Source organism: Arcticibacter tournemirensis, from assembly GCF_006716645.1.
Taxonomy (GTDB): Bacteria; Bacteroidota; Bacteroidia; order Sphingobacteriales; family Sphingobacteriaceae; genus Arcticibacter; species Arcticibacter tournemirensis.
In genome coordinates this window covers 1,847,290-1,870,385 of the sequence record NZ_VFPL01000001.1, presented here as the reverse complement: position 1 = coordinate 1,870,385, position 23,096 = coordinate 1,847,290, and the positions used below count along the sequence as shown (strand labels likewise).

At 43.9% G+C, this 23,096-nt stretch carries 17 protein-coding genes; 4 read left to right on the top strand and 13 right to left on the bottom strand.

What is annotated here, in order from left to right; translation table 11 throughout:
* Positions 1-140: 140 nt before the first annotated feature.
* Entirely contained in the window at positions 141-1,214 is a 1,074-nt protein-coding gene (locus tag BDE36_RS07915) for a FecR family protein (protein ID WP_141814437.1), read from the bottom strand.
* Between the two features lie 441 nt (positions 1,215-1,655).
* Between BDE36_RS07915 and BDE36_RS07910 the strand changes: the two genes are divergently transcribed.
* A complete protein-coding gene (locus tag BDE36_RS07910; RefSeq protein ID WP_141814436.1) occupies positions 1,656-2,315 on the top strand; it encodes a hypothetical protein in 660 nt (219 codons plus the stop codon).
* Positions 2,316-2,344: 29 nt separating this feature from the next.
* On the opposite strand, the gene BDE36_RS07905 is transcribed toward BDE36_RS07910, so the two are convergent.
* The 7 genes from BDE36_RS07905 to BDE36_RS07875 form a co-directional block, all read right to left on the bottom strand.
* Positions 2,345-2,968, bottom strand: a complete 624-nt coding sequence (locus BDE36_RS07905) for an RNA polymerase sigma-70 factor (RefSeq protein WP_141814435.1) — start codon at positions 2,966-2,968, stop codon at positions 2,345-2,347.
* Between the two features lie 259 nt (positions 2,969-3,227).
* A complete protein-coding gene (locus tag BDE36_RS07900) occupies positions 3,228-3,578 on the bottom strand; it encodes an RNA recognition motif domain-containing protein (protein ID WP_141814434.1) in 351 nt (116 codons plus the stop codon).
* Positions 3,579-3,725: 147 nt separating this feature from the next.
* Entirely contained in the window at positions 3,726-5,063 is a 1,338-nt protein-coding gene (locus tag BDE36_RS07895) for a sensor histidine kinase (protein ID WP_141814433.1), read from the bottom strand.
* 151 nt (positions 5,064-5,214) lie between these two features.
* Positions 5,215-6,570: a sigma-54-dependent transcriptional regulator gene (locus tag BDE36_RS07890; RefSeq protein ID WP_141814432.1), complete on the bottom strand. Its 1,356-nt coding sequence runs from the start codon at positions 6,568-6,570 to the stop codon at positions 5,215-5,217.
* Positions 6,571-6,716: 146 nt separating this feature from the next.
* A complete protein-coding gene (locus BDE36_RS07885; RefSeq protein WP_141814431.1) occupies positions 6,717-7,979 on the bottom strand; it encodes a YdcF family protein in 1,263 nt (420 codons plus the stop codon).
* A gap of 23 nt (positions 7,980-8,002) precedes the next feature.
* The gene (locus BDE36_RS07880; protein WP_141814430.1) at positions 8,003-8,947 is read right to left on the bottom strand and encodes a sugar phosphate isomerase/epimerase family protein; all 945 of its coding nucleotides are present in this window, start codon (positions 8,945-8,947) and stop codon (positions 8,003-8,005) included.
* A 44-nt stretch (positions 8,948-8,991) separates the two neighbouring features.
* Positions 8,992-9,894 carry a phosphodiester glycosidase family protein gene (locus tag BDE36_RS07875; RefSeq protein WP_141814429.1) on the bottom strand — a complete coding sequence of 301 codons (903 nt, stop codon included), beginning with the start codon at positions 9,892-9,894 and terminating at the stop codon, positions 8,992-8,994.
* A gap of 91 nt (positions 9,895-9,985) precedes the next feature.
* Here BDE36_RS07875 and BDE36_RS07870 point away from each other — a divergent pair, with 91 nt between their 5' ends.
* The gene (locus tag BDE36_RS07870; RefSeq protein ID WP_141813451.1) at positions 9,986-11,527 is read left to right on the top strand and encodes an IS1182 family transposase; all 1,542 of its coding nucleotides are present in this window, start codon (positions 9,986-9,988) and stop codon (positions 11,525-11,527) included.
* A 170-nt stretch (positions 11,528-11,697) separates the two neighbouring features.
* Here BDE36_RS07870 and BDE36_RS07865 read toward each other — a convergent pair whose 3' ends face one another.
* From BDE36_RS07865 to BDE36_RS07845, 5 genes are all read right to left on the bottom strand, one after another.
* Complete coding sequence (locus BDE36_RS07865; RefSeq protein WP_141814428.1) at positions 11,698-13,383, bottom strand: BACON domain-containing protein; 1,686 nt, start codon at positions 13,381-13,383, stop codon at positions 11,698-11,700.
* Between the two features lie 25 nt (positions 13,384-13,408).
* Positions 13,409-15,166 carry a RagB/SusD family nutrient uptake outer membrane protein gene (locus tag BDE36_RS07860; protein WP_141814427.1) on the bottom strand — a complete coding sequence of 586 codons (1,758 nt, stop codon included), beginning with the start codon at positions 15,164-15,166 and terminating at the stop codon, positions 13,409-13,411.
* A gap of 24 nt (positions 15,167-15,190) precedes the next feature.
* A complete protein-coding gene (locus tag BDE36_RS07855; RefSeq protein WP_141814426.1) occupies positions 15,191-18,709 on the bottom strand; it encodes a TonB-dependent receptor in 3,519 nt (1,172 codons plus the stop codon).
* Positions 18,710-18,976: 267 nt separating this feature from the next.
* Positions 18,977-20,119: a FecR family protein gene (locus BDE36_RS07850; protein WP_141814425.1), complete on the bottom strand. Its 1,143-nt coding sequence runs from the start codon at positions 20,117-20,119 to the stop codon at positions 18,977-18,979.
* A gap of 108 nt (positions 20,120-20,227) precedes the next feature.
* Positions 20,228-20,854, bottom strand: coding sequence for an RNA polymerase sigma factor (locus tag BDE36_RS07845; protein ID WP_235904266.1), 627 nt, complete (start codon positions 20,852-20,854; stop codon positions 20,228-20,230).
* 135 nt (positions 20,855-20,989) lie between these two features.
* Here BDE36_RS07845 and BDE36_RS07840 point away from each other — a divergent pair, with 135 nt between their 5' ends.
* Both BDE36_RS07840 and BDE36_RS07835 read left to right on the top strand, forming a co-directional pair.
* Positions 20,990-21,448, top strand: a complete 459-nt coding sequence (locus BDE36_RS07840; protein WP_141814424.1) for an SRPBCC family protein — start codon at positions 20,990-20,992, stop codon at positions 21,446-21,448.
* 442 nt (positions 21,449-21,890) lie between these two features.
* Positions 21,891-22,970, top strand: coding sequence for a hypothetical protein (locus BDE36_RS07835; protein WP_141814423.1), 1,080 nt, complete (start codon positions 21,891-21,893; stop codon positions 22,968-22,970).
* The last annotated feature ends 126 nt before the right edge of the window (positions 22,971-23,096 follow it).

Below are 23,096 nucleotides of genomic sequence, written 5' to 3'. Positions count from 1 at the left end.
GCCAACAGGTTGTGTGATTAAACTCATGTCATTTTTTACAGGGGGAAAGGTGCCAACCATCCCCCTTCTTAATTTAAGTATCTTTCTTTTCTTCCATATTAATTTAGTTAGTAATGATCATAGAAACCCTTGTTGTTTATTTAATAAATGTATACTGATCTTCCTTCTATTTTATACCGGAAAGGTTCTGTGGCCTGCAGAGCCATTAAGGCCTGATCGATTGTTTCGGTCTCGAAGTTCCCGCTGAACCTTAATTCTTTAAGACTTTCATTCCTGAAATGAATATCCATATTGTACCAGCGTTCCATACTCCTGCCAACTTCAGCAAAGTCCTCATTCTTGAATATTAACTTATTTTGAACCCAGGAAGTCTCAACAATAGTGGTATCCTGTTTCTGCATATAAGTGATCTGTGTAAGAGCATTGCTTTGAGCGATTCTCTTTTGCGGCTCTTCTTCTACTTTGTCTGCAGGAGCTTTTGATGTTGAATAATTCACAATCAGCTTCTCCGTCGGTTTTAAAATGATCTTGTCTTCCGGACGGTCCTTTAGGGTAACTTCAACAGCTCCGCGGATCAGGGTAGTTTCACTGGATGATTCATTAGGATAAGCCTTTACATTAAAAGCGGTACCCAAAACCCTTACATTCATCTTCCCGGCATGAATAATAAAGGGATGAGAAGCGTCTTTCTTTACGTCAAAGAAAGCCTCTCCCGATAAATAGACCTCTCTCGCTTTTCCGGAAAAAGACTTAGGGAATCTGATTTTACTATCGGAATTTAATGAAACGTGTGTCCCATCGGGAAGAATGAACGACACCTTTCTTCCTCTGGCCGTTATCTTTTCTCCCCAGGACCCGGCACTGGTTAAATTATCAGAACCAATAGTCCTATATAACAGAAAAGAACATACACCAATAAGAACAATTGCTGCTGCATATTTCCATCTGTAAATAAATGCTGAACGTCCCGGCCGGTTGGCCTTATCATCCGAAAAAGCGTTCTCCTGTTCGCCTATCCGCAACTGGACATTGTGAAACAAAGCTTCATTATCAGTATGGGCCGTATCATGCTCCGACCAGTACATCTTATACAGTTTATATCTCTTTAAACACTCTTCATCCTTCAGGAAATGCTGAAGCTCCTCTCTCTCCTCCCGAAGTATTTCCCCTGAAAGATCCTTTAAAAGCAATTCTATAAATCTGTCGTCGTCCATTAATTAACAGAGCCTGTGCCCTTTTGGGATAAGGACAATATTTTTCTGAAAAGTGCTTACAGGAACTGAAAAAATATTTACGCTGGTGGGGTAAGTTGTAGGTAGTAAGGAGACAAACACACTGAATTGGGTACGTCAAAAGACCTATCATAGCTTATCGAAAGAAGACTAAATCTCAATTTAATTATTCTAAAAGATTAAGACGATTTGAACAAAACCTGAGACGATTTGAATAATTAATTCCTCAATTAATCACCATGTTTAACCAACGTAATTTTTCGGGCCATATTAACAAAAACCATAATTGCTTACCAAAATAATCTAAACTCAAAGCGAATACTCATGCAAATATTCCATACAAGATCACCGTTCAATGAGCTTCAAATTCTCATTTTAAATAAAATGTATTTACAGACGATCGTTCTCGTTTAAAAATCACAGATGAAGGGAACGCTAAAAATATTCTTTATTTTATTCTCTACCATAGTTTATGGGCAGACCGATCAAGTAACAACGATTAAAAAGCAAGATTCAAGATTGGATATAGCGACAAGAACTATTGAATTAACTTACAAAGTTCCAAAGAATTACACAAGGTCTCCTGACCGAATAATCCTTAAGCATCCCGAAGACCCTCTTGAATTAATAAGAGGAGTAGGTAATCTTCTGACGTCCGTATGGACTCATAAAGATGGAGAATGTATTTTATTCATAGAATGTCCGGCTGTATTACCAAGATCGGGTATAAACAAGTTGGAAGAAGAAATACCATCAAGTACTTTTAACAGACTTAGGCTCAGCTTAAGAATAGGAAATCCATTTAAAAATACCACGCCCGAACAAATGGAAGAACTAGATAAGATAATAAAATACTGGCCTCAAGAGAAAGCTAAAAAGGTATTTAACGCACAACATGTTATCATATACCCTTCCAATGATCCGAAAGCAATATATAAGGAAAAATATATACTTAGGCAAAGCTTCTGTATAATAAAATGGGCCAATCATATAAATGTGTCTTTTCTATTGACTAATAAAGGTTATAAGCATATGAATAAATACGTTAAAGATGTACAAAGATCTTTTTGGTTTAATGATTAAAAAGCAATGTAGCAGAACCTTATTACAACTTACAACAAAATCAAAAAAACAAGGACAGCAGACAGGGTGATATGGATAGAAAGAGGATTATTATCCGACTTAACATAGGGGGTCATCTCCGCATTCAGTTTTTTCATTGCCCTGAACAACTGCGTGTGAACAGTGCGGGGTGATATCCCCAATATCTCCGCCACCTCCTTATATTTCATTCCCTCATCTTTAACGAGGCGAAAAATTATGCGGCATTGCTGTGGAAGCGATTCAATAGCCTGGTCCAGCCTGAATATTAGCTCCCTCTTTTCCATTTCCCGGTCGGGACGATAGGCATCAACCAGTTGAACCGTACTCTCATCGATCGCAACCATATGAATGCTCGAAAAACGCTTTATATAGTTTAAAGCCTGATTTTTGACTGCGATAAACAGATAGGTTTCCGCGTTTTTAACGTGGGATAATTCGCCTCTTTGCATCCAGCTCTTCACAAAGGTGTCGGATACAATCTCTTCAGCTACCTCCTTTTTATGCACATAAAAAAGACAAAACTTAATCAGACGTGGATTTAAAGCATAAAAAAGGCTTTCAAAAGCTTTAGAATCACTTTCTTCAACAATTTGCACCCACAATTCCTGAATATTGTAAACTTTTTTTCTCAAATCGTCTGTTTAAACCTTTTTACTAAGCTAAGGAAATAATAATAAACTGTAACATCTCCTGAGGCAAATTTTTAACGAAAATTTATCCTCCAGTTTACACATCCTTAATAAAAGATAAAAAGGCAGATTCAGGCCGAAAGCAACGAAAAAAGTGAAAAAAGAATAAGGATAACAAAAGAAATTCTTATCCGAAAAATCGGATAAGAATACATTATAATAAGGCAGAGGGCTCTTAACGAATCCTCTTTAAGTTGTCTGTTTAGTGCTGGTCAGAGCCTCTGTCCTGGTAGCCCTTGTTATAGCCGCCACGGTTATAGCCACCACCACGGTTGCTACCGTAGCCGCCGCCGCTTCTGCGACTGCCGCCTGCTTTTTCTTCAGCCTGAGTTACCGCGATAGCCCTGCCATAAATTTCAAGGCCGTTCAGGTCCTCAATTGCTTTCTTTGCCTGTTCATCATCTGGCATTTCAACGAAACCGAAACCTTTCTTGCGACCGGTTTCTTTATCAAGTACAAGTTTTACTGAAGATACTTCACCGTATTCTTCAAAAGTCTCCCTAATATCGTTTTCTTCTAATTTAAAAGGCAGACTCGCCACGAAAATTTTCATTCTAGTAATTGTTTGAGAGTTGGGGGAATGGAGTAATGATCTTATTTATTATTTGAGGAGAATATATGAACTAATATACTTTTCTTTCAGACAGACGTATAAATTTTGCTCCAATATAAGAAGAATTATCTTAAAATAATTTTTTTTTTAAAATTGAAGTAGAAATACGCTTCCCTCCCCTTCCCGCGATTGCACCTGGATGTTTCCTTTATGTAAAAGCATGATTTGTTTACATAAACTTAAACCTATTCCGCTGCCGGTTTTCTTTGTACTGAAAAAAGGCACGAAAATCTGTTCCTGTATCTCCGGAGAAATACCGCATCCATTGTCGGCTACCTGAATGGTGGTTTTCTTTCCGGTTGAAAGACTGCCGGAAAGTGAGATCAGCGGATTCGGACGCTCCTTAACAGCGTCAATTGCGTTTACAACCAAATTTATAAGCACCTGCTCAATCAGGTTAGTATCAGCCTCCACCTGTAAGCCCGGATCTTTTAATATAATATCCATCTCGATATTCTTATTATCGAGAGTTGGCTGCATCAACTGATACAAATTCTCAAATAAATCGCGGACATAAATCGTCTTAAGATTAAGCGTTGTTATCTTATTGAGGGTCCTGTATGTTTCTGCAAATTTCAGCAGCCCCTCGCTCCTTCGCTTAATCGCTTCAATCCCAACCCTTATATCCTCCGTGGTACATGGATCTTCGGCGGGATTAGAAAGGGAACCTTCCAGCCGGGTCTTTAGTGTATCAGCCAGCGATGATATAGGCGCCACAGAATTCATGATCTCATGAGTTAGCACACTCAAAAGTTTTTGCCATGCTTTTGCTTCCGTTTCATCAAGCGCCTCATTAATATTCTGAAAAGCGATAAGCTTAAACTTCCTGCCCTCGGTCTGAAATGCCGTGGCCGATAACAGGATCTTAAAAGACGCCGCTTCGGGATGGATCGAAACGATCCTGCTTTCTCCTGGGCCTAACGTGAGTATTTCGTCGTATAAATGACCGTCTCTTTTAAGTAAGGAATGAATGGTTTTAAGATAAGGCAACTTTAACATCTTCTTAAGCGATTCATTCATCCACAGTACCTCTCCTTCCCCTTCTTCATACGACACGATACCTGTTTCAATCATCTCGAGTATTTGCTGAAGATATTGATACTGTGTCTCCTTCTCCCGCGAAATCTGTTTTAAAATTGAATTAATAGAATTAAACCCCTTACGTAAAGGCTTAAGATTTGAAGGGGCATGCCGGATATCGAAGTTTCTGGAAAAATCCCTGTAATGAACAGCTTCTACAAAGTCGTTTATTTCATTATATACCTGCAGCTGCGATCTGCATAAATCATATATGAGGTAAATAACAACCGGGATCAGTAAAAACAAATAGCTGTACCAGTCCTTAACTATTACCCACGACACAGCACTTATAAAAACAAAGAGCAGTAGTACCCTGAATATTATTCTCCATTGAATCCTGAGCATGGGGATGTGGGTTGTGGGTTGTGAGTGTTATGAGTTATATGTTATGAATTATGGGTTATGGGTTATGAATTACTTCGGGTTGTGAGTTGTGTGTTGAGAGCAACACCTTTTTCCTGCAACCTGCAACCTGCAACCCACAACCCTAGCCCCCCTAAATATCATACTTACTTAATCTTCTGTATAAGGCCGTACGGGTGATGCCAAGTTCCTTAGCGGCACGGCTAATATTTCCCTGGTGCTTCTCAATCACGCGCATAATGGTATTCTTCTCCAGATTCTCGAGATTGGTATCCTCTTCCTGCTGCACTTTACTGCTAACCGACTCAATGGGCGAGAAAATAAGATCGGAAGCAGTAAGACAACTACCCTCTGCCATAATTACCGCCCGCTCTATAGTGTACTGCAGTTCGCGTACATTGCCTGGGAAATGATATTGCATCAGCTTGTCTATGGCCCTATTATCCAGTTCGGGCAGCGCTTTCATATACTTACTGCTGTATACTTTGATAAAATGCTTCGCGATCAGAACAATATCATTCCCTCTTTTCCGTAAAGGCGGGACCATTATTTCTACAGTATTGATACGGTAGATCAAATCCTTGCGGAAACGGCTGTCACTTGCAAGCTCCTGCAGCGGAACATTCGTAGCGCAAATAAGCCGGATATCAACGGGGATAGGATCGTTACTGCCTAACTTCTGTATCTGCCTGTTCTGTAAAACGCTTAAGAGCTTGGCCTGTTGCTGTAAACTAATATTACCAATTTCATCAAGAAAAAGGGTCCCTCCGTTCGCTGCTTCAAACCGACCAGTTCGGTCCTCACGGGCGTCGGTAAATGCCCCTTTCTTATGGCCAAACAGCTCGCTTTCAAACAAGCTTTCTGTCAAAGCACCTACATCCACCTTTATAAATGGCTTGTCCTTTCGAAGCGACTGGCGATGAATAGCCTGCGCTATCAGGTCCTTTCCGGTACCATTCTCACCCAGGATCAGGATATTGGCATCAGTTGGGGCAATCTTCTTTATCTTATAAAAGATATCGTCCATAACCTCCGATTCGCCGATAACAGGAATGGAATCTTCTTCCGGCTGAGATGCCTTCCGGCGGCCCGGAGCCTTTCCGTGTTGTTCCAAAGACTCTTCAATGGTCACAAGCAGCTTTTCATTCTGCCAGGGCTTCACCACAAAGTCAGACGCTCCTTCCTTCAATGAACGCACGGCAAGATCAATCCCCCCGTAAGCGGTAATCATAATTACAGAAGCCTGAGGATGCAATTGCTTTACCTTACCTAACCAGAACAGCCCCTCATTGCCGGTATTGATCGAGCTCTTAAAGTTCATGTCCAGCAGAATAAGATCATACTTCTTCGCCCCTAACAGCGAAGGTATATTCTCCGGATTTTTGTCCGTTACAATCTCCCTTACCTTGGGTTTAAGCAACAGCCGAACGGCCGTAAGAACATCCGGATCATCATCGATAACCAGAACTGAAGCGTGTTTTAATTGCATAAGTCTCGGTGCTGTATGTAAATTATTACATAGACTCAAACTTATAGAAAAAATTACAAGTTAAATCGTTGTTTCAGCAAAAATCAAAAGATTACAAATACAACCACCCTTTAGCCCTCCAAAACATCGTACCAATAAATTCCCCTTTACGGATCCATAGGATCCATAGGATCCGGCTGAAGCGAGTTCAGGACGGGGTAATATTGGGTATCTTCCGGACTAAGTTTCTTCAGATCACGATATGGAAGATATCCCAGATCCCGCAATGCGGTTTTCGCCATGCGATTCACGATATAGCTGCTTTGACTGGTATCCGTCACTATTAACACCGGTTTTGTAGCAGGTACGCCAAAGCGGTAGACCATCCTGTTCAGGTTGCGGAGGTTAGTAGTGGTATGTCTTGCATGGGGCTCAATAAATACTACATTATCTGGTATCCCCAGTTCTTTGGTCAGATACTTTTTCATCTCAACAGCCTCGCAATAAGGCGTTTTGTTGGGATGAACATGACCACCTGAAACCACAATAAAAGGTGCAAGACCTTGGCGAAACCGCTTTACCGCTTCCTGGCAGCGTTTAATCCCGCCCGGATCCAGCACTACCCCAGGCGTTTCCGGGCCTAATCCAGGAACGAGGATCATGCTATATTTATATGCCCCCCATTTAACACGCTTTATCTTTTCAAACGGAGCCTTATTCATTCCTGCACGGAGTGGTTCATACCGCGCAGCCTCATCCCTTCCGTTAGTCATTAAAGCAAACAAGGCAGCTTTCAGCGGCAGGTCAAAGAACAATCCACCTTTACTGGCATCCTTAAGCCTGGTAAACGAATCGAATACTTGCTTCTTAAACTCCGGGTCACCCTGGGCAAAATCTATCGCATCAATTTTCGCATACCGGGGCGCTTTACCCTTAATGTATGTATCAAGAATATAATTTATCCCTCTTGCTGAGTTGTTCCAGGCGCTCCGGAGGAAAGCTGTGTCAGCCAGTTCTTTATACAGTGGATAGGCATGTTTTCTCTTTAACTCCGCTATAAGCTCCCTCAACGCCTTCTCTTCCTGGTAAAGCTTAATAAGTGCCGACGCAGCATCATGCATTTCAGATGGGGTCCATTGTACAGCTTCGGCATAGCATGCTACATCTTTGCAGCTATTTAGTGCACTGTCCAGCCGTCCGCCGCGTTTTGCTATAGCGCCCTGAAAACCAATATCCTTACTCACTATATGCTTCACTTTGCCGTCTTCACGGATGGCATCGAGCAAGGGAAAAGTCTTTGCCGCAATACGCGATTCAGCCGATGCGGTCTTTACACCTTCGTTCTGAGCGCGGGCCGGCTGATTCGGCACCAGCAGCACTACTCCTACTGCAACTGAAGCAAGGAAGCTTTTTCTTATAAACCTATACATTTCAAATAATTTTTACCTGTCTTTCAACGATTCTTTGCAGTAATAAATTTTTGATACAAAGAATCGTAACACTCCTTCATATCCTTTACATCCTTAAAGTGACTTTCGTACATAAAAGGACCGGTATAATGTGCTTCTTCCAGGGCCGACAGGATATCGGTCCAGTTATTCTCCCCCTGGCCGGAACATGGAAAAAAATGAGATTCCTTTTCTCCGTTTCCATCAGCGATATGTACCGATTTCAAGCGTCGTCCCATGGCACGGATAAGGTCCTGCGGATTCTTGATATGATTCATATCTATTGCAGAATAGATGTCATCCGGAAGGCGGCCCATAATTTCTTTTGTTTCTTCTACCGAACGGCATAGAGGACGTTCATATACCGAATCCTTCTGCAGCTTCGGCCCAAGCATGTTCTCGATAACCATGATCGCGTGAATATCCTTTACTTTTTTATTTAGTTCAAGGGCTGATTCAATCATGCGCGACTTACGTAGTTCGCGTTCATTCAAACGCAGGTACCAGCTTGGGTGAAACAGGATGACTTTAGGTTGCAGGATACGGCAAAACTCAAGTATCCGTGAGTGCAGCTCAACGACCTTGCGGCGTTGGCTCTCATCCGCCAGGGATATATCAATTTCCTCACCGAACGGCATATGTACCGACCAGATTTCTATCCCGGCATCATCTGCCGCTTTTTTTGCCTGTTTCACCTTTTCCGTCATCTCTGCGGCACTGAATTTAAAGCTGAGTGTCTGTTTATCAATAAAAGCAGCGAAACTGGTTTCAATACAATCCACCCCCACTGATTTGGCATATTTCATTTTCTCGGGAGTGACACCGGTAAGAGTAACTGAATATCCAACCCTTAAAGGTTTTGGAGTGCCTTTATCTGCCGGCACTGCAGAAAAAGCCGTCATAACGCTGCTTATTGCCAAAAATAGAAAAGCAAAAAAAGTCGATCTCATGGTTTATAAAATAAAGTATAAATTAAAATACAAAAACAACTTTGTCAGTCCTTCATGATAAAGGAAATAACCGTCGCTACAGCCCGTTCACCATCGTGGTCAAATTTATTATTGTCCGAAGGATAACTCACCACACCACGACCTTTCACCCAGGCGGTGGAAGACCCGCCGCCATCAAGGTTCATGGCCGACTGGCAGCCTAAGGCCTCCATCAATAGTGCTAACTCGGGCGTTGTCATCCCGGCGGCCTCAGTAGCTCTGCCATCAACCACCACCGCGATCAGATGATTATCTTTCGTTATTCCAACCGCCGTCCGGGGGTTCCTTTCCTTTGTAAATGTTTCGTTCACTTGTTCAATCGCTTTACCGTCGAACATCAGAAGAGGGCCTGATACCAGCAATGTGTAAGGATCGATCGCTTCCCACCCAGATGTAGGTCGCTTTACGATCGACACCTTTCCGGTATTGTCAATTGCAAAGCCGGCATTTTCACGGTAAGGAGTAAATCCACTCACAGTACGTGTAATGATCTGTCCGTTCTTCTTAAAAAAAACCGTAGAGCCACCTGCTGTCGTATTAAAATAACTTCCGTTGATCGCAGCCGTTGCTTTAACATTCACAGCTGCTTCACTCGTCTTAATAAATGCACCGGTTCTCACAAAAGGGATGTCTACCATCAGTTTTGAATGGCTCAAATCGACGTCAAACACCGTAACACTTTGTCTGGAAGAAAAAAGATCGGTAAAAGGACAATATCTCCAGGATATCGCTTCGGAAAGTTTCTGCGTCTCCCAGGCAGCGCCGGTGATCTTTTCTTTATCTGTCTTCGACGACCCCGGGTTCTCTACCTGAGGCTTCTCGGGTCCCTGCCCATTATTGTCCTTACCGCACCCTGTGTACAGGATAGCTGTCAATAAGGCAATGTATAAAAACAATTTACGCTTCATTTATTCTCCTCTTTATTTAGAAAAAGAGGGTGTCCAAAAAGTAAGGACACCCTTTTTTGTTTTCCCATTAATTCGTAAATTAATGGTGCTAATGAAAACAAGATCAAATGTACATTTTAAGGCGTTAACCTCGCAGCAGGTTGTGCTTTTTCCCTCGAACATAGGGGATCGGATTCCATCAGATCATCCTGTCCGTATTGTTAACCAAGTTGTTGAATCACTTAATATCGATGATATTCTTTCAGGATATAAAGGCGGCGGTACCAGCAGCTTTCATCCCAGAATGCTAATTAAAGTACTTTTCTACAGTTACTTCTGTAATATTTATTCTTGTCGAAAGATGGCTCAGGCCCTGCAGGAAAATATCCACTTCATGTGGCTATCAGGCAACAGTACCCCTGATTTCCGCACTATTAACGATTTTCGTGGTAAGCGGTTAAAGGATAAGATCCAGCATCTGTTTGCAGAACTGGTCCGTTTGATGGCTGATCTTGGCTATGTCAGTCTTGATATCCAGTATGTGGACGGCACCAAGCTGGAATCGGCTTCGAACCGGTATACCTTTGTATGGAAAGGCTCTACAGAGAAGAATAAAGCAAAGCTGGAAGAAAAAATAACCGGAGTACTTGGGGATATAGATAGGTCTATAAAGCATGATAAAGCGGAACTGGCCTCACCGGAAAAGCCAGGCGTTCCTGTAAGTTCAACGGAACTTAAGAACAGGATAGATGAACTGAACGGTCGTTTGGCAGAGCTGAACAAGCAACAAAAAAAAGAGGTTAAGAAGCTTGAAAAAGATGCACTTCCCCGACTTGAGAAATATGAAGCGCAACTGGAAACTTTAGGCACACGCAACAGCTACAGCAAGACCGATCAGGATGCTACTTTCATGCGGATGAAGGAAGACCATATGAAAAACGGCCAGCTTAAACCGGCTTATAATACCCAGATTAGTACCGAGAATCAGTTTATTACCAACTTTTCCATTCACCAGCGTGCCGGAGATACTGCCACTTTGACCCTCCACCTGGAGCAGTTCAAAGCACATTACAATAAACAATCAAAGAAAGTAGTGGCAGACTCAGGGTATGGAAGCGAGCAGAACTACCAGTGGATGGAGGATAATGATATTGAGGCTTTTATCAAGTACAATTACTTTCATAAAGAACAAAAACGCAGCTTTAAAAAGAATATATATCATGCCTCAAACCTGCCCTACGATGTGCAAGGGGATTACTTTATATGTCCGGCAGGCAAACGTATGATCAAAATGGAGGAATCTGAGCGCATCTCAGAGCTGGGGTATAAATCTAAGGTGAGCTGTTACAAAACAGAGAGCTGCCAGGGCTGTCCGCTCAGGAAAATGTGTTATAAAGGCGATGAAGACCGTAAAATTGAGGTCAACCATGCCTTAAGGGCCTTTAAGGAGAAAGTGAAGCAAAAGCTGTTAAGTGAAGAAGGTGTTAGGCTCAGAAAGAACAGAGCGATAGAACCAGAAGCTGTATTTGGTCAACTAAAAAGCAATAACAGGTTCAATCGATTCAGACTACGTACACTCCCTAAAGTAAATATCGAGTTCGGACTGGCCGCCATAGCACATAACTTAAGGAAAATGGCAGCAAAAGCTGCTTAAAAAGCCTAAATTGACGCGATTCATCATGATAACACAATGTCTATACGATCTAATGCAGCAATTAACTGCATTAAACATAAAGTGAAAAGCTATTTCATAAGAATCTGAAAAACTCCTACTCTCTTGTAAAAGGAAAGAGGGTGCCTTTTTGGACACCCCCTTTTAATCATTTATTTTACTAAAGCTCCCATAATTGATGTACTGCGGCTTTGTCCCTTAAGATCTGTGGAGATGAAATTCTCCAGGGCCGGATTAAAGGTTGCGCCGAGAGCAAGCAATGCGTTCGACGACATACCAGAACCGATAGCAGGATTGTCACTACCGACGGGCACAAATACAGCATTCAACATAGTTGCTGAGTTAAACGACGCCCCGGCTATTTCATTCCCTGTTGCATCATATGCTTTCGCAGCTATCACAGACGACTGTACAACAGGTGTAACAGCATCTGCTTCAAACGCGTCGACGTCCTTACCCAAAGCTGGCTGCACATTTCCTGAAATGATGGAATTATAAATACGAAGCGTATTGACATTTAATCTGCGGTATATGCCTCCGCCGGGACCGGCTGAACTATTGAGAGTGACAGTTGAACTAATAAGATCTGCAGAACAATTATCATACATCATCACACCACCGCCGCCATTTTTCGACGTTGTGGAGTTACCATAGATCAAACAGTTCACGAAAACACCTTTAGACTTCTCCCTCAGGTAAATTCCAGCACCGTAGGAAGTACATTTATTATTGGCAACCGTCGTATTGTAAACCCAAACACTGGCGTTAGGATAGGCGTGAAGGCCACCGGCGGTACCCGTACTCTCATTTTCAGAAATTTCTGAATTATAAATATAGGCTACCGCATCATTCACCCACATTCCACCCCCGTTATTCTTTGATACATTCTTCGAAATTTTCGAACCCTTAATTGTCACTTTCGCACCTCCGAAGATGTACACGCCAGAGACAAATTTCTGCGACTTGTTGCCGGTGACTTCACAATTCAGGATGTCGAGACCTGCATTGCCTGCGATGATACCACCACCGTAGTCCCTCCTGAAATCAGTACCGCTTATCTTTATCGGCGTTGTCGAGCTTCCTGCATTTCCGTTACTGATCACCAGTCCGTTTAGTATCACGTTCTGTTCAGGATCTTTAGGAGCGGTGACGGTTACCACATGGTATGTTTCGCTGCCATTTGCGAGTTTTCCTGAAAGGATAGTTTTATTAACCGAGGGATCCGCAACAGAATTACCTGTAGCATTCTGAGGGTACCCCCCTTTTAACGTAATATACTTACTCACTTCGAATGTAAGATCCCCATCATCTGCCGGGTCACCTCCGGTAATGGTTTTCTCCGGCGTATAAGTACCTGCCGCAATAAAGATCGTACTGCCACTAACACAGTCATTCAGCGCCTTCGCCAGCGTCGTAGCATCTTCCCAGGAAGTACCTTCTCCAGTTGCTCCTGCTTTTACATAGAAATTCTTTGTAAGTCCTGATTCCTGGATGATCTTTATCTCCTTAACAAGTTCTCCCCCGGTGGCTTTAATCATAATTGTCGCCGTTCTTTGATCATCTTCATTTTTCGCAACCGCAAACTTCACCACCCGTTTCCCTTTTTCACCCTGCTTGTCTGCAATGGTTATCCAGTTTGCATCGGTTTCAACAGTCCATGGCAGATTGGCTACAATATCTATCGTCTGCTCATTTGGCTTATTCGAAACGGAAATAGATTCTCCAACCCCGAGGAACATCTTTGGAACCAGTTCATCGTCTTTTTTACAGGCGTTTAGTATAGCAAGTAAAAAGAGTACCATGACAACCGGTCCGGTTATATTTTTAAGTATTTTCATGACTTATTCATTTTTTTAACATACCTTATTTCCAGTTCGGGTTTTGAGATAAATTAGGATTCAGACTAAGGTCTTCCAATGGAATCGGGTAGTAATAGTCCTTACTTTCATCAAATATTCCCCTGGCCGGGAACGGATCCAGATTTCCCGAATTTGTGCCTGTAGCACCGGTAGCCGGGTTTCTTAAAGGTCTCTGTGTGATATTAATGAGAGAAGTAACCGACTTAGGCGCGCCCGATGCATCACCTGTATGGAGGTAGACATCAGCAACTCCATCGTTGTTAAAGTCATGCGAGCCAATGCCTGAAAAATAAATTCCGACCATCGGTTTTTCAAGCTTCTTCCCTTCCTTCCAGCGCATCAGATCGTCCCATCTTAACCCTTCATTGAACATTTCAAGGCGGCGCTCACGACGAATCTCCAGGATCACTCCCTTATTGGCGCCCTTATCCACGTTCGGATACATCTGCTCAAGGTAGGGATCGGGAGCAGCATTTGCTGCAGCGAGCTGAAGATGCGGCATCTGCACCCTGTCGCGCAACTTATTTATGGAAAGTTCAAGGTCGGCCTGGGTAATCGTCCCCAATTCAGCTTTTGCCTCGGCATATACCAGAAGCGCTTCCGCATACCTGAATATAATAATATCAAAATAAGAGGTGGTCCACTGGTCCTTAGGCGGCAGAGCCTTGATCACACGGTAGCCGGTGGTTGAACTGCTAAGGGTAACGGGTTCCGGACTTGCCTGCCCGTTCACCGCAAAATTAGGACCAGCAGTAGTTTGCGTAAGGCGGGGATCGCGGTTTTGCATTTCATTGTAAAATCCCATCGTTTGGTAGCCCGATTTATCAGTAAACCGGCTGCCATCCGCCATTAAATAGCTATTGATGAGATCTTTGGTTATACCCCAGGCCCCCGACGTCTGAGCCGTCATTAGGAAACCAAGATTGTGCGACTCTATAGCCATTTCAAAATCAGCAGCAAGGATCGTTTCTACAGCATCCTGGTTGTTGCGCGCAAACAGGTCGCGGTAAGCTTTATCTTTACCTCCGGCGGTAAAGACCGTGTAAGCGCCTGACTGTATTAGTTCCAGAGAAGCCGAAACGGCATCATTCAGGAATTGTTCGTAGTTGCCAAGACCATGATATTTCCTGAAGGTCCCTTCATGAAGGGCTATCCGCGCTTTTAGTAACAGCGCCGTATATTTTGTAATAGCATTCAGCTTTTTCTCTGCCGGAATATTCGCCACAGCATAATTAATATCAGCCATCACCGAGTCCATCACCAGCACTCGCGAATCACGGCCTTTGTATAAATCCGGATCGTCAGCTTCAAGCACCTTATTGTACCATGGCACGTCTCCGAAGTTTTTTACCTTATCAAAATAAAACCACGCTCTGAAAAACCGGGCAATTCCGCTGTATTTCGCCCGTGCAGCAGCGTCGCTGCATTTATGATAATTCGCCAGAAAAAAATTGATATCGCGAAGAGAACTCCAGTTCCATGGAGCAGTGCCTCTTTTGGTAGGTACAATCCGGCTGCCTCTTACCTTGTCGGATACGATCAGCGGGACGATATTATCCGAAGATGCATCATCTGTATAAACAGCCGTAGTAGGCAGCATTTTATAAAAGTCGTTCGTTGCTACTTCAAGGTCTTTCGCCGTATTAAAGAAAAACTTTGCATCGACCTGATCCTTGGGCGCACGATCGAGAAAATCATCTTTACAGGCAGAGAATGACAATATCATCCCGATAGCGACCAGTGTATAATATAGTTTGTTCATCGCTTTTGTTTTAAGATTAACCAGTTATAAGGTTAGATTAATACCCATTGAATACGTCTTCCCCATGGGGTAATCGGTGACATCTGCCCTTCCCACAGCATCGCCAGGATCTGAATAGTTTATAGCCGAACCAGCCTGCTCCGGATCAATATACTTTGTAAGGCCTCCGAACCGAACGGTAAACAGGTTCTCTCCACTGAAGAACACCCTGATCTTCTGAGCATTGATCTTTTTGGTAAGGCGTTCGGGAAGCGTATATCCTACGGTCAGGTTCTTCACTCTCATATACCCTACATTTTCAAGATAATAGTCATTCATTTCATATAACGAGCGCCCGGTTTGTAACGCAGCATACCCCCTGTAGATTTGAGGATAAGTATTTCCAGGGTTCTCAGGAGTCCATGCGTTTTCTACCAGATCTTTCCTGATAAAAGACAGGTAAGGACGCTGGTAAGGGCCCCAAAAGATATTGCCTGTGGGGTACCAGTTTTGTTTAGCAACGCCTGCTCCTGCAGCAGATACGTCGAAGTTTTTCCACGAAGCACTCACATTAAACCCGAACGGGAACTTCGGCATCGCATTGCCAATAGGCATCAGGTCGCCATGGTTTTCAAGTGTATAATCGCCCTTGTCAATCCTGCCGTCGCCATTGCTGTCAACATATTTCACGTCTCCTGCTCTCAGCTTACTCCATTGGCTATTTTGAACTGTGCCAAGAATATACTTGTATACATTACCGAGATTGATGGCCGGATTGGCAAAGCTGTTTTGGTAGGCAGCAGCTTCCTCATCAGACTGGAACTGTCCGTCGATGTGATATCCCCAGATTTGCCCTAGCTCCTGGCCTTCCCAGTAGCTGCCCATCAGCCCTTGCGGATTATTGTATTTAGTGATGATGCCTTTAAAGTTCGACACACTGGCGGTGGCACTGAAGCTCAGCGGCGAACCGCCTACTGTAAATTTATCATGGTAGCTGAGGCTCAGCTCAAACCCCCTGTTACGCAACGCAGCATAATTTTCCTTTGGTTCTCCGGCTCCAAAAACCGATGGCAAGGGCTGACCCGCCAGGTACATCCCATCTGTCTCTTTCTGATACCAGTCGAATGTCGCCATTAATCGATTCTTCAGCACACCCAGATCAACACCAAAATCGATGCTCCTGGTTGTTTCCCAGGTAACAACCCTTGGCAGGGGATTTGGCGCACTGGCATAATTAATACGTTGCCCGTTGTCGAGCCACCCCGACTGTCCCAGACCCATTAACTGCTGGAAGGTATTAACATCCACTGTTTGATTACCCAGTTTTCCGTACGAAGCCCGCAGTTTCATCGAAGACACTGCATTCTCGATAGGCTCCCAGAAGCTTTCCCTGTTCAATTGCCAGCCTCCCGACACCGAAGGAAAGAAGCCCCAGCGACTTTCATCCGGAAAACGGGATGAACCATCGTAACGTGCATTTATTTCAAGCAGGTATTTACCTTTATAATCGTAGTTGAACCGGCCGAAATAACCCTCAACAGCCCATACAAGTGCAGAACCATCGATATTGTACATCTCTGTACCCAGCGACAAGTTTGCCAGATCTCTGACCAGCAGATTGTTAGACTGAGCTGCGACCCTGTCGCGGTCAAAATTCTCCTGGTTGTATCCCAACAGTAACTTGAAATTATGGTCGTTTTTAATATTAAATCCGTATGTACCAAAAATATTCAGCGCATTGTATTTATCCTTCCAACGCCACTCGCCGAGGCGGTTAATTCCCACCGTTTGTAAAACCAGGCGGTCAGTTGTTATAAGGTCGAATTGATTATAACGTTCCGTCCGCGATGTATTTTCAATGCGGTTACTATAGTCCATATTCAGATCCAGCCCCTTAAAAGGTGTGATCTTTACACGGAAGGTATTGGTAAGTTCATCGGTAACGAATTTCTTCCAGTTATTACCATCTTCCATTGCCGGACCGCCCCCATATCCGCCGCTACCGCTTATGCCGATATCAGCAGGGATGCCATCTACCATATTAGGATAGAACGGGAACAGGTTATACCACGTAGTCGTGCTCCACAAACCACCGTAACCACTCCGGTAACCCCCGTACTCGTCGTTATATTCGTTTACATACTTGATGTTATCTGAGAGCTCAAGCCACTTTACGGGTTTAAAGCTCAGGTTCGAATTTAAATTATACCTTTTTACATCGGCATCCTGTATGTTCTGTATCGTTGCCCTATCGTATATCCTGCCGGACAGATAAGCCTTAATTTTATCTGTTCCTCCAGAAACGGAGATATTATGGTATTGCGACGGTTGATATTTCTTAAATAAGTAATCATACCAGTTCGTTTTGTAATAGAACTTATACGCGCCATTAGCCTGCTTTTCGTGGAACGGCTCGATTTCTCCCTCGGCAACCATTTTTATGATCTCCCAATCCATATCGTTATAGCCGGTGTAGTTGGTTCCGTTATAACCGAAGAGCGCAGCATCTACTGTCTTACCGTAAACATAGGGATCAGAAATAAAATCAGTCCGGGTTGTAGGAGTGGTCAATGCAAAGTTATTCGAGTAATTGACCCTCACCTCGCCGGATTTACCTGCCTTTGTGGTGATCAGGATCACCCCAAAGGCGCCTCTGGCGCCATAGATAGCTGCCGAAGCCGCATCTTTCAACACGCTGACACTGGCAATATCATTTGGATTAACACGCGCAATATTGCCTTCTATACCATCAACCAGCACCAGCGGACTTCCTCCGTTTATTGAGTTGAAACCACGGATATTAACGTCGGGCTTTGCAGACGGATCCCCATTGTTTATCTGGATATTCAATCCTGGCAGCAATCCTTGTAAGGCTCCGGTAATGTCTACCGATGGACGCTGAGCAATGTTATCAGCATTTATCTGGCTGACAGCGCCAGTAAGGTTTACCTTCTTTTGGGTGCCATATCCCACCACCACCACCTCACTTAACTGAGCCTGATCTTCCTTTAATACAATTGTAAGCTCAGTACGCCCGTTGACGGCGATCTCTTGCGATACAAAACCAGTATATGATACTACCAATACTGCTTTTTCATCCAGATTGGGCAGATAAAAATTCCCCTCTTCATTTGTAGCACTCCCCTTACTCGTCCCTTTTACTTTTACTGTAGCTCCTATCAGCGGCTGATTCTTTTCATCCGTAACCTTACCTCTGACGTTCACCTTCGAAAAGACGTCAATGATCTTTTCGAGCGCCGTCTCTTCCTCGCGGCTGATCATCACTATCTTGTCTTTTATAGAGTACTTTAGCGGCAATCCTGATAAGGCTGATTGAAGAACCTGACTTACATCCATATTCTTCACATTAACACTTATCTTTTTTATCTTCCTCAAATCATCTTCGTTATAAAGAAAATCATACCCCCCCTGCTTGCGGATCTCTTTGAAAAGCTCCTGAAGCGAGGTACTCCGGTCAGTGATTGTGATCTTCTGTGCGGACGATTTTGCACTAACCTGAAGAAGAGATACAATTAAAACAAGAACTGATATATTAATCCTCATGATAATTTTTCTTGTTATATCGGTACTGAAGCCATATCTGCAGACTTCAGTATCAACAAGTTTTTTTTCGGCGGAGCCGCAGGCTTGGCACCGCCCATTAGTATAAATTTTATACATTTACATATTGGTTAAGGCGCAGGGCTGACTTCTTGCGAGGAACGGCAGCGCTGTGCAATGATTAAAATATTTGGGTGAAATGTTTTAAACTTAATCGACCTGTCGGGCCCGATTGACGTCGGGGCCGACTTTTCTTATGAGTATATCCAGTTAATCTATAATTGTAATCCTCCTTCCTTCTAATTTAAATTTAACCTTAGCTGTTACTTCAAGAGCCTCGAGCACTGCAGAAATTTTCCGTGAGCGGGAGACTCTTCCGCTCAAATGAAGGTCCCGGTAATTTCCGGGATTGGTTAGTTCGACATCATACCATCGGCATATTTGCCTGAGAATAGTATTAAAATCTTCATTATCGAATATAAAGTCACCGTTTTTCCATGCTGTTTCCTTCTCAATGTCGGCCTTTTCAACTACAAGGCGATTGCCCGTGAGCAAAGTCTGCTCACCCGGCTTTATAATCGTTCCCGCGCCCGATGGATTACTAACAACAGGCACAACCTTAACCGCCCCCTCAAGAAGGGTCGTTTTCACAAAGGGTTCATTGGGATAGCTATTTACATTAAAATGGGTTCCTAATACCTCGATTCTCTGGCGTGATGATTCGACTATGAACGGCGCATTTTTCTTTCGGCTTACTTCAAAATAACCTTCTCCGTTCAGTTCCACACGCCGTTCTTTTCCGGAGAACTGCACTGGATATTTTATAGAAGAAGCTGCGTTCAGCCATACGACAGTCCCATCGGGAAGCGTCACTTCAAACTGCCCTCCGGGGGGAGTATAGATGGTATTATAGAGGTTAGCCCTCCCTTCTGTCCCTGTTGTCGTTTTATTGCCGGCATAGCTTAACTTCCCATCGGCTACTTTCGTAACTATTACACCAGATTGCTGCGCAAGATCACCATCTTGAGCATCATTCAGACTGATCTCATGACCATCCGACAACACAAGTATGGCTTTATTTCCACCAGGTGCAATGTCGTGTACAATTCGATGTTCCTGGGGCTTTCTGGCTTCAGGAGAATAATAAAGGCTGATCCCAAGGGCTATCAAAACAATGGCAGCCGACGAAATGCTGATGATTCGCAAACCAATAGTCCACCTCTTAATCTTCCTGTTAACCGGAAGTCCCCGCCATAGAGAGTCTAACCTGTTCTTAATCTCCTCTTCGCCCATATCCGAAAGCTCATTTTGGCTGAGTTTCATGTACCAGCTATCGAGGATAGACTTCTCTTCTTCAGAAAGAGTACCTTGTTTATATTTATCTAAAAGCTCTCTGGCCTTTTGTGTATTCATGCAGTAAACAGGGGATGTATCCGCCCTATGTATACACTACGGGTGAAAAACTCTGTGGTAGTAGATGATTATTAATTTTTTCTGAAAAAGTTCATCCGAACGAAGTAATCAGAAAAAAAATACGGTCACTAAAAGACTATGGATTTTCAGGCGCAGGATCCTGATCGCATTGTTGACTTGTTTCTTTACCGTTTTGTCGGAAAGTTGAAGCTCTTCAGCTATTTGCTTATGCGACATATTTTCCTTCCTGCTCATCTCGAAAACCAACCGCATTTTTTCAGGCAATAAAGAGATCTCCTTCTCTATCACTTTCTTTAGTTCCTTCTCTCTAATTGAATCATCGGTTACCCACTCGCCTTGATCAATAAAAGTTTGCAGCGATTTAAGGTGTTCAGAGCGTACTTTCTGTCGGGAAAAGAGATCAAAAACTCTATTTTTCACAGATTTAAACAAATAGGCCCTCAGTGGAATATTGGTATTGAGTTCAGTAGCTTTATCCCATAGAACAGTAAAAAGGTCGTGAAGGATATCCTGAGCGTCGTCAGGATCCCTTGTGAGCCTCAGGGCATGGGTATACAGGACTTGCCCGTAACGGCTATATACCTCTTCAAATGCCTTATGATCCCGGCTTTTTAGTAATACTGCAAGTTCAGCATCGGCCAATGTGTTATAACTCCCCATAGTTCCGGAAAGCGAATATACCATTTTTTTAAAACCACCTTCCCTGGCTTTCACTTCTTACAATGGTTCCTTGTACATTATTTTTGTCAATAACATTTTCGTAAGCCTCCGGTTAATTACTATGTTTAAATAACCCTGGATACATAAATCATATATTGAACATACTTACACAAGTTAAAGATTAAAACTATGGCAGATACACCGATAGTAGAGGCGCAAATGCTCATCAGAAAGCCCGTTAAAGAAGTTTTCCGGGCATTTATTGACCCTGCAGTCACCAGTAAATTCTGGTTCACCAAATCGAGCGGACCGCTGGAACTGGGTAAAACCGTGAAATGGGAATGGGAGATGTACGGTGTGTCAACAAACGTGCTGACGAACAAGATCGTACAAGATAAATTGATATCAACAGAATGGGGCGAACCAGCAACCATTGTCGACTATGAATTTACTCCATTGACAGATGACACCACGTATGTAGTGATCAAAAATTATGGCTTTAACCTAAGCGGGGATGATTTAATAAAAGCGCTTATAGATAATACAGGTGGTTTCACCACAGTGCTCGACGGACTAAAAGCGTATCTTGAACACAACGTACAACTTAATCTGATAGCAGATAAATTCCCGCACATTACTCAAAAATGAAAGCTCATCAGAATACAGCAGCGGTTCGCACCCTGTTATCCCCAGGCTATGCCCTGAGTATCAATATTGCCCTACTTCTGCTAATGATTCCCTACTGTGAGTCTACCTTTTGGGTAAAAAGGTAGACTCACTATACGCTGAGCCTCCCTGGTGTGAAGAAATACAGATAGCCAGGGGATAGGCAGTAGCAGAGCGTTCCCGGAGCGGGGAGACTCCTGCCTATGCCCTTGCTTGGATTGCCAGAACAGCTCAAACCAAAGGGAATCAAGCGCTTAGTTTAAACTGATTATAAATTGCAAATACCTGTTTCATGTTTTTGCAGTTCTTATCAACTTTACTTTACATCAGCTGAAGCCGCCGACCTCCGCATCGTGTTACCGTCCTAACCCTGCCCTGTGCCAGCTGCTGATGGCTGAAGCAATTTAAAAAAGGAGGAAAATATATGGCAGTAATCGATAGTAAAGGCGGCATCCACGGCACAGCAGGCTCCGTGGTATACCGCAGCTACCGGGGGATGAACATCGTTCAGAGCCGTCCCCGGCGCTTCAAACAAACCCAGGCCAGCCAGGAGGCTGCCGGAGAATTCGGACTAATCAGTCAGGCATCCAAGGTGATCAGGGAAGCATTCCGGCCCTTTTACCACCACTTTCATGACGGAGGGATGGTGAACCGCATGACGGCAGCGGTCTCGCGCAGCATCCGGGGCAGCCGCAGCCGGGAGCGTGGCGACCGCGACCTGCACGACGGGGAGCTCTCCTTCCTGGAGGGACTGGAGTTCAATGAAGACAGCAAGTTCTCGCAGGCCCTGCAGATCAAACCACAGGTAAGGCGTAATGAGAAGGGACAGGTAAGCATCAGCCTGCCGGAGATCGATCCCCGCAGGGACTTTGTCACCCCCTTTAAGGGACATTACCGGGTTACAGGTTACCGGCTCAGCTTTGTACTGGCAGGTTTTAACTTCAGGGAAGAGTACTATGAGTATATCGGGGAGAAGAAGATCGTCATGGAAAGCAGCGGCCTGAATGCCGCTCAAGAGCTGGTATTCGAACAGGAAGTACCCAAAGGTTGCCTGCTGCTGGTGCTGGGCATGCTGGAATGTACGGCAGCAAACATCTACACATACGAGCAGGAGCCCCTCAACAGTAAAGACTTTAACCCGGTAAGCCTGATCGGGGCATTCCAGTCGGAAGATGAAGCAGAGGCAGGATACGGGGAAAGCAGGGCCATCCTGCACCATGAAGAGGCAGCAGCATTGGGCATCGCTCCGCGTATCCAGATCATGGCCGGTTACCGGGGGAACGGCTTCCTGAGCAGTATGCGAAAGCAGCGGGCGGTACCGGCCGGTGAGCGAAAATCCATCGAAGCAGAAGAGAGCCCGGGACGCTCGGATCAGGAACGACAGCAGCAGCTGCAGGAGCAGATAGTAAGGGAGAAACTCAGGCAGATGAGGGAACAGTCGGCCATTGCAGCAAGAGAAGCCATTGATACCAGTAAGCTCATGGGGAAAAGGGTAAAGTTTTGAAACATCTCGTAATTTCGGACACATAGTGTTCGGAACCGGACATCCCTCCAGGCCTCCCAGTCAATAAAAAACTATGTATCAACCACTTGAGACTATGGCACAGTTTGTACTCAGGTAAATCTGATT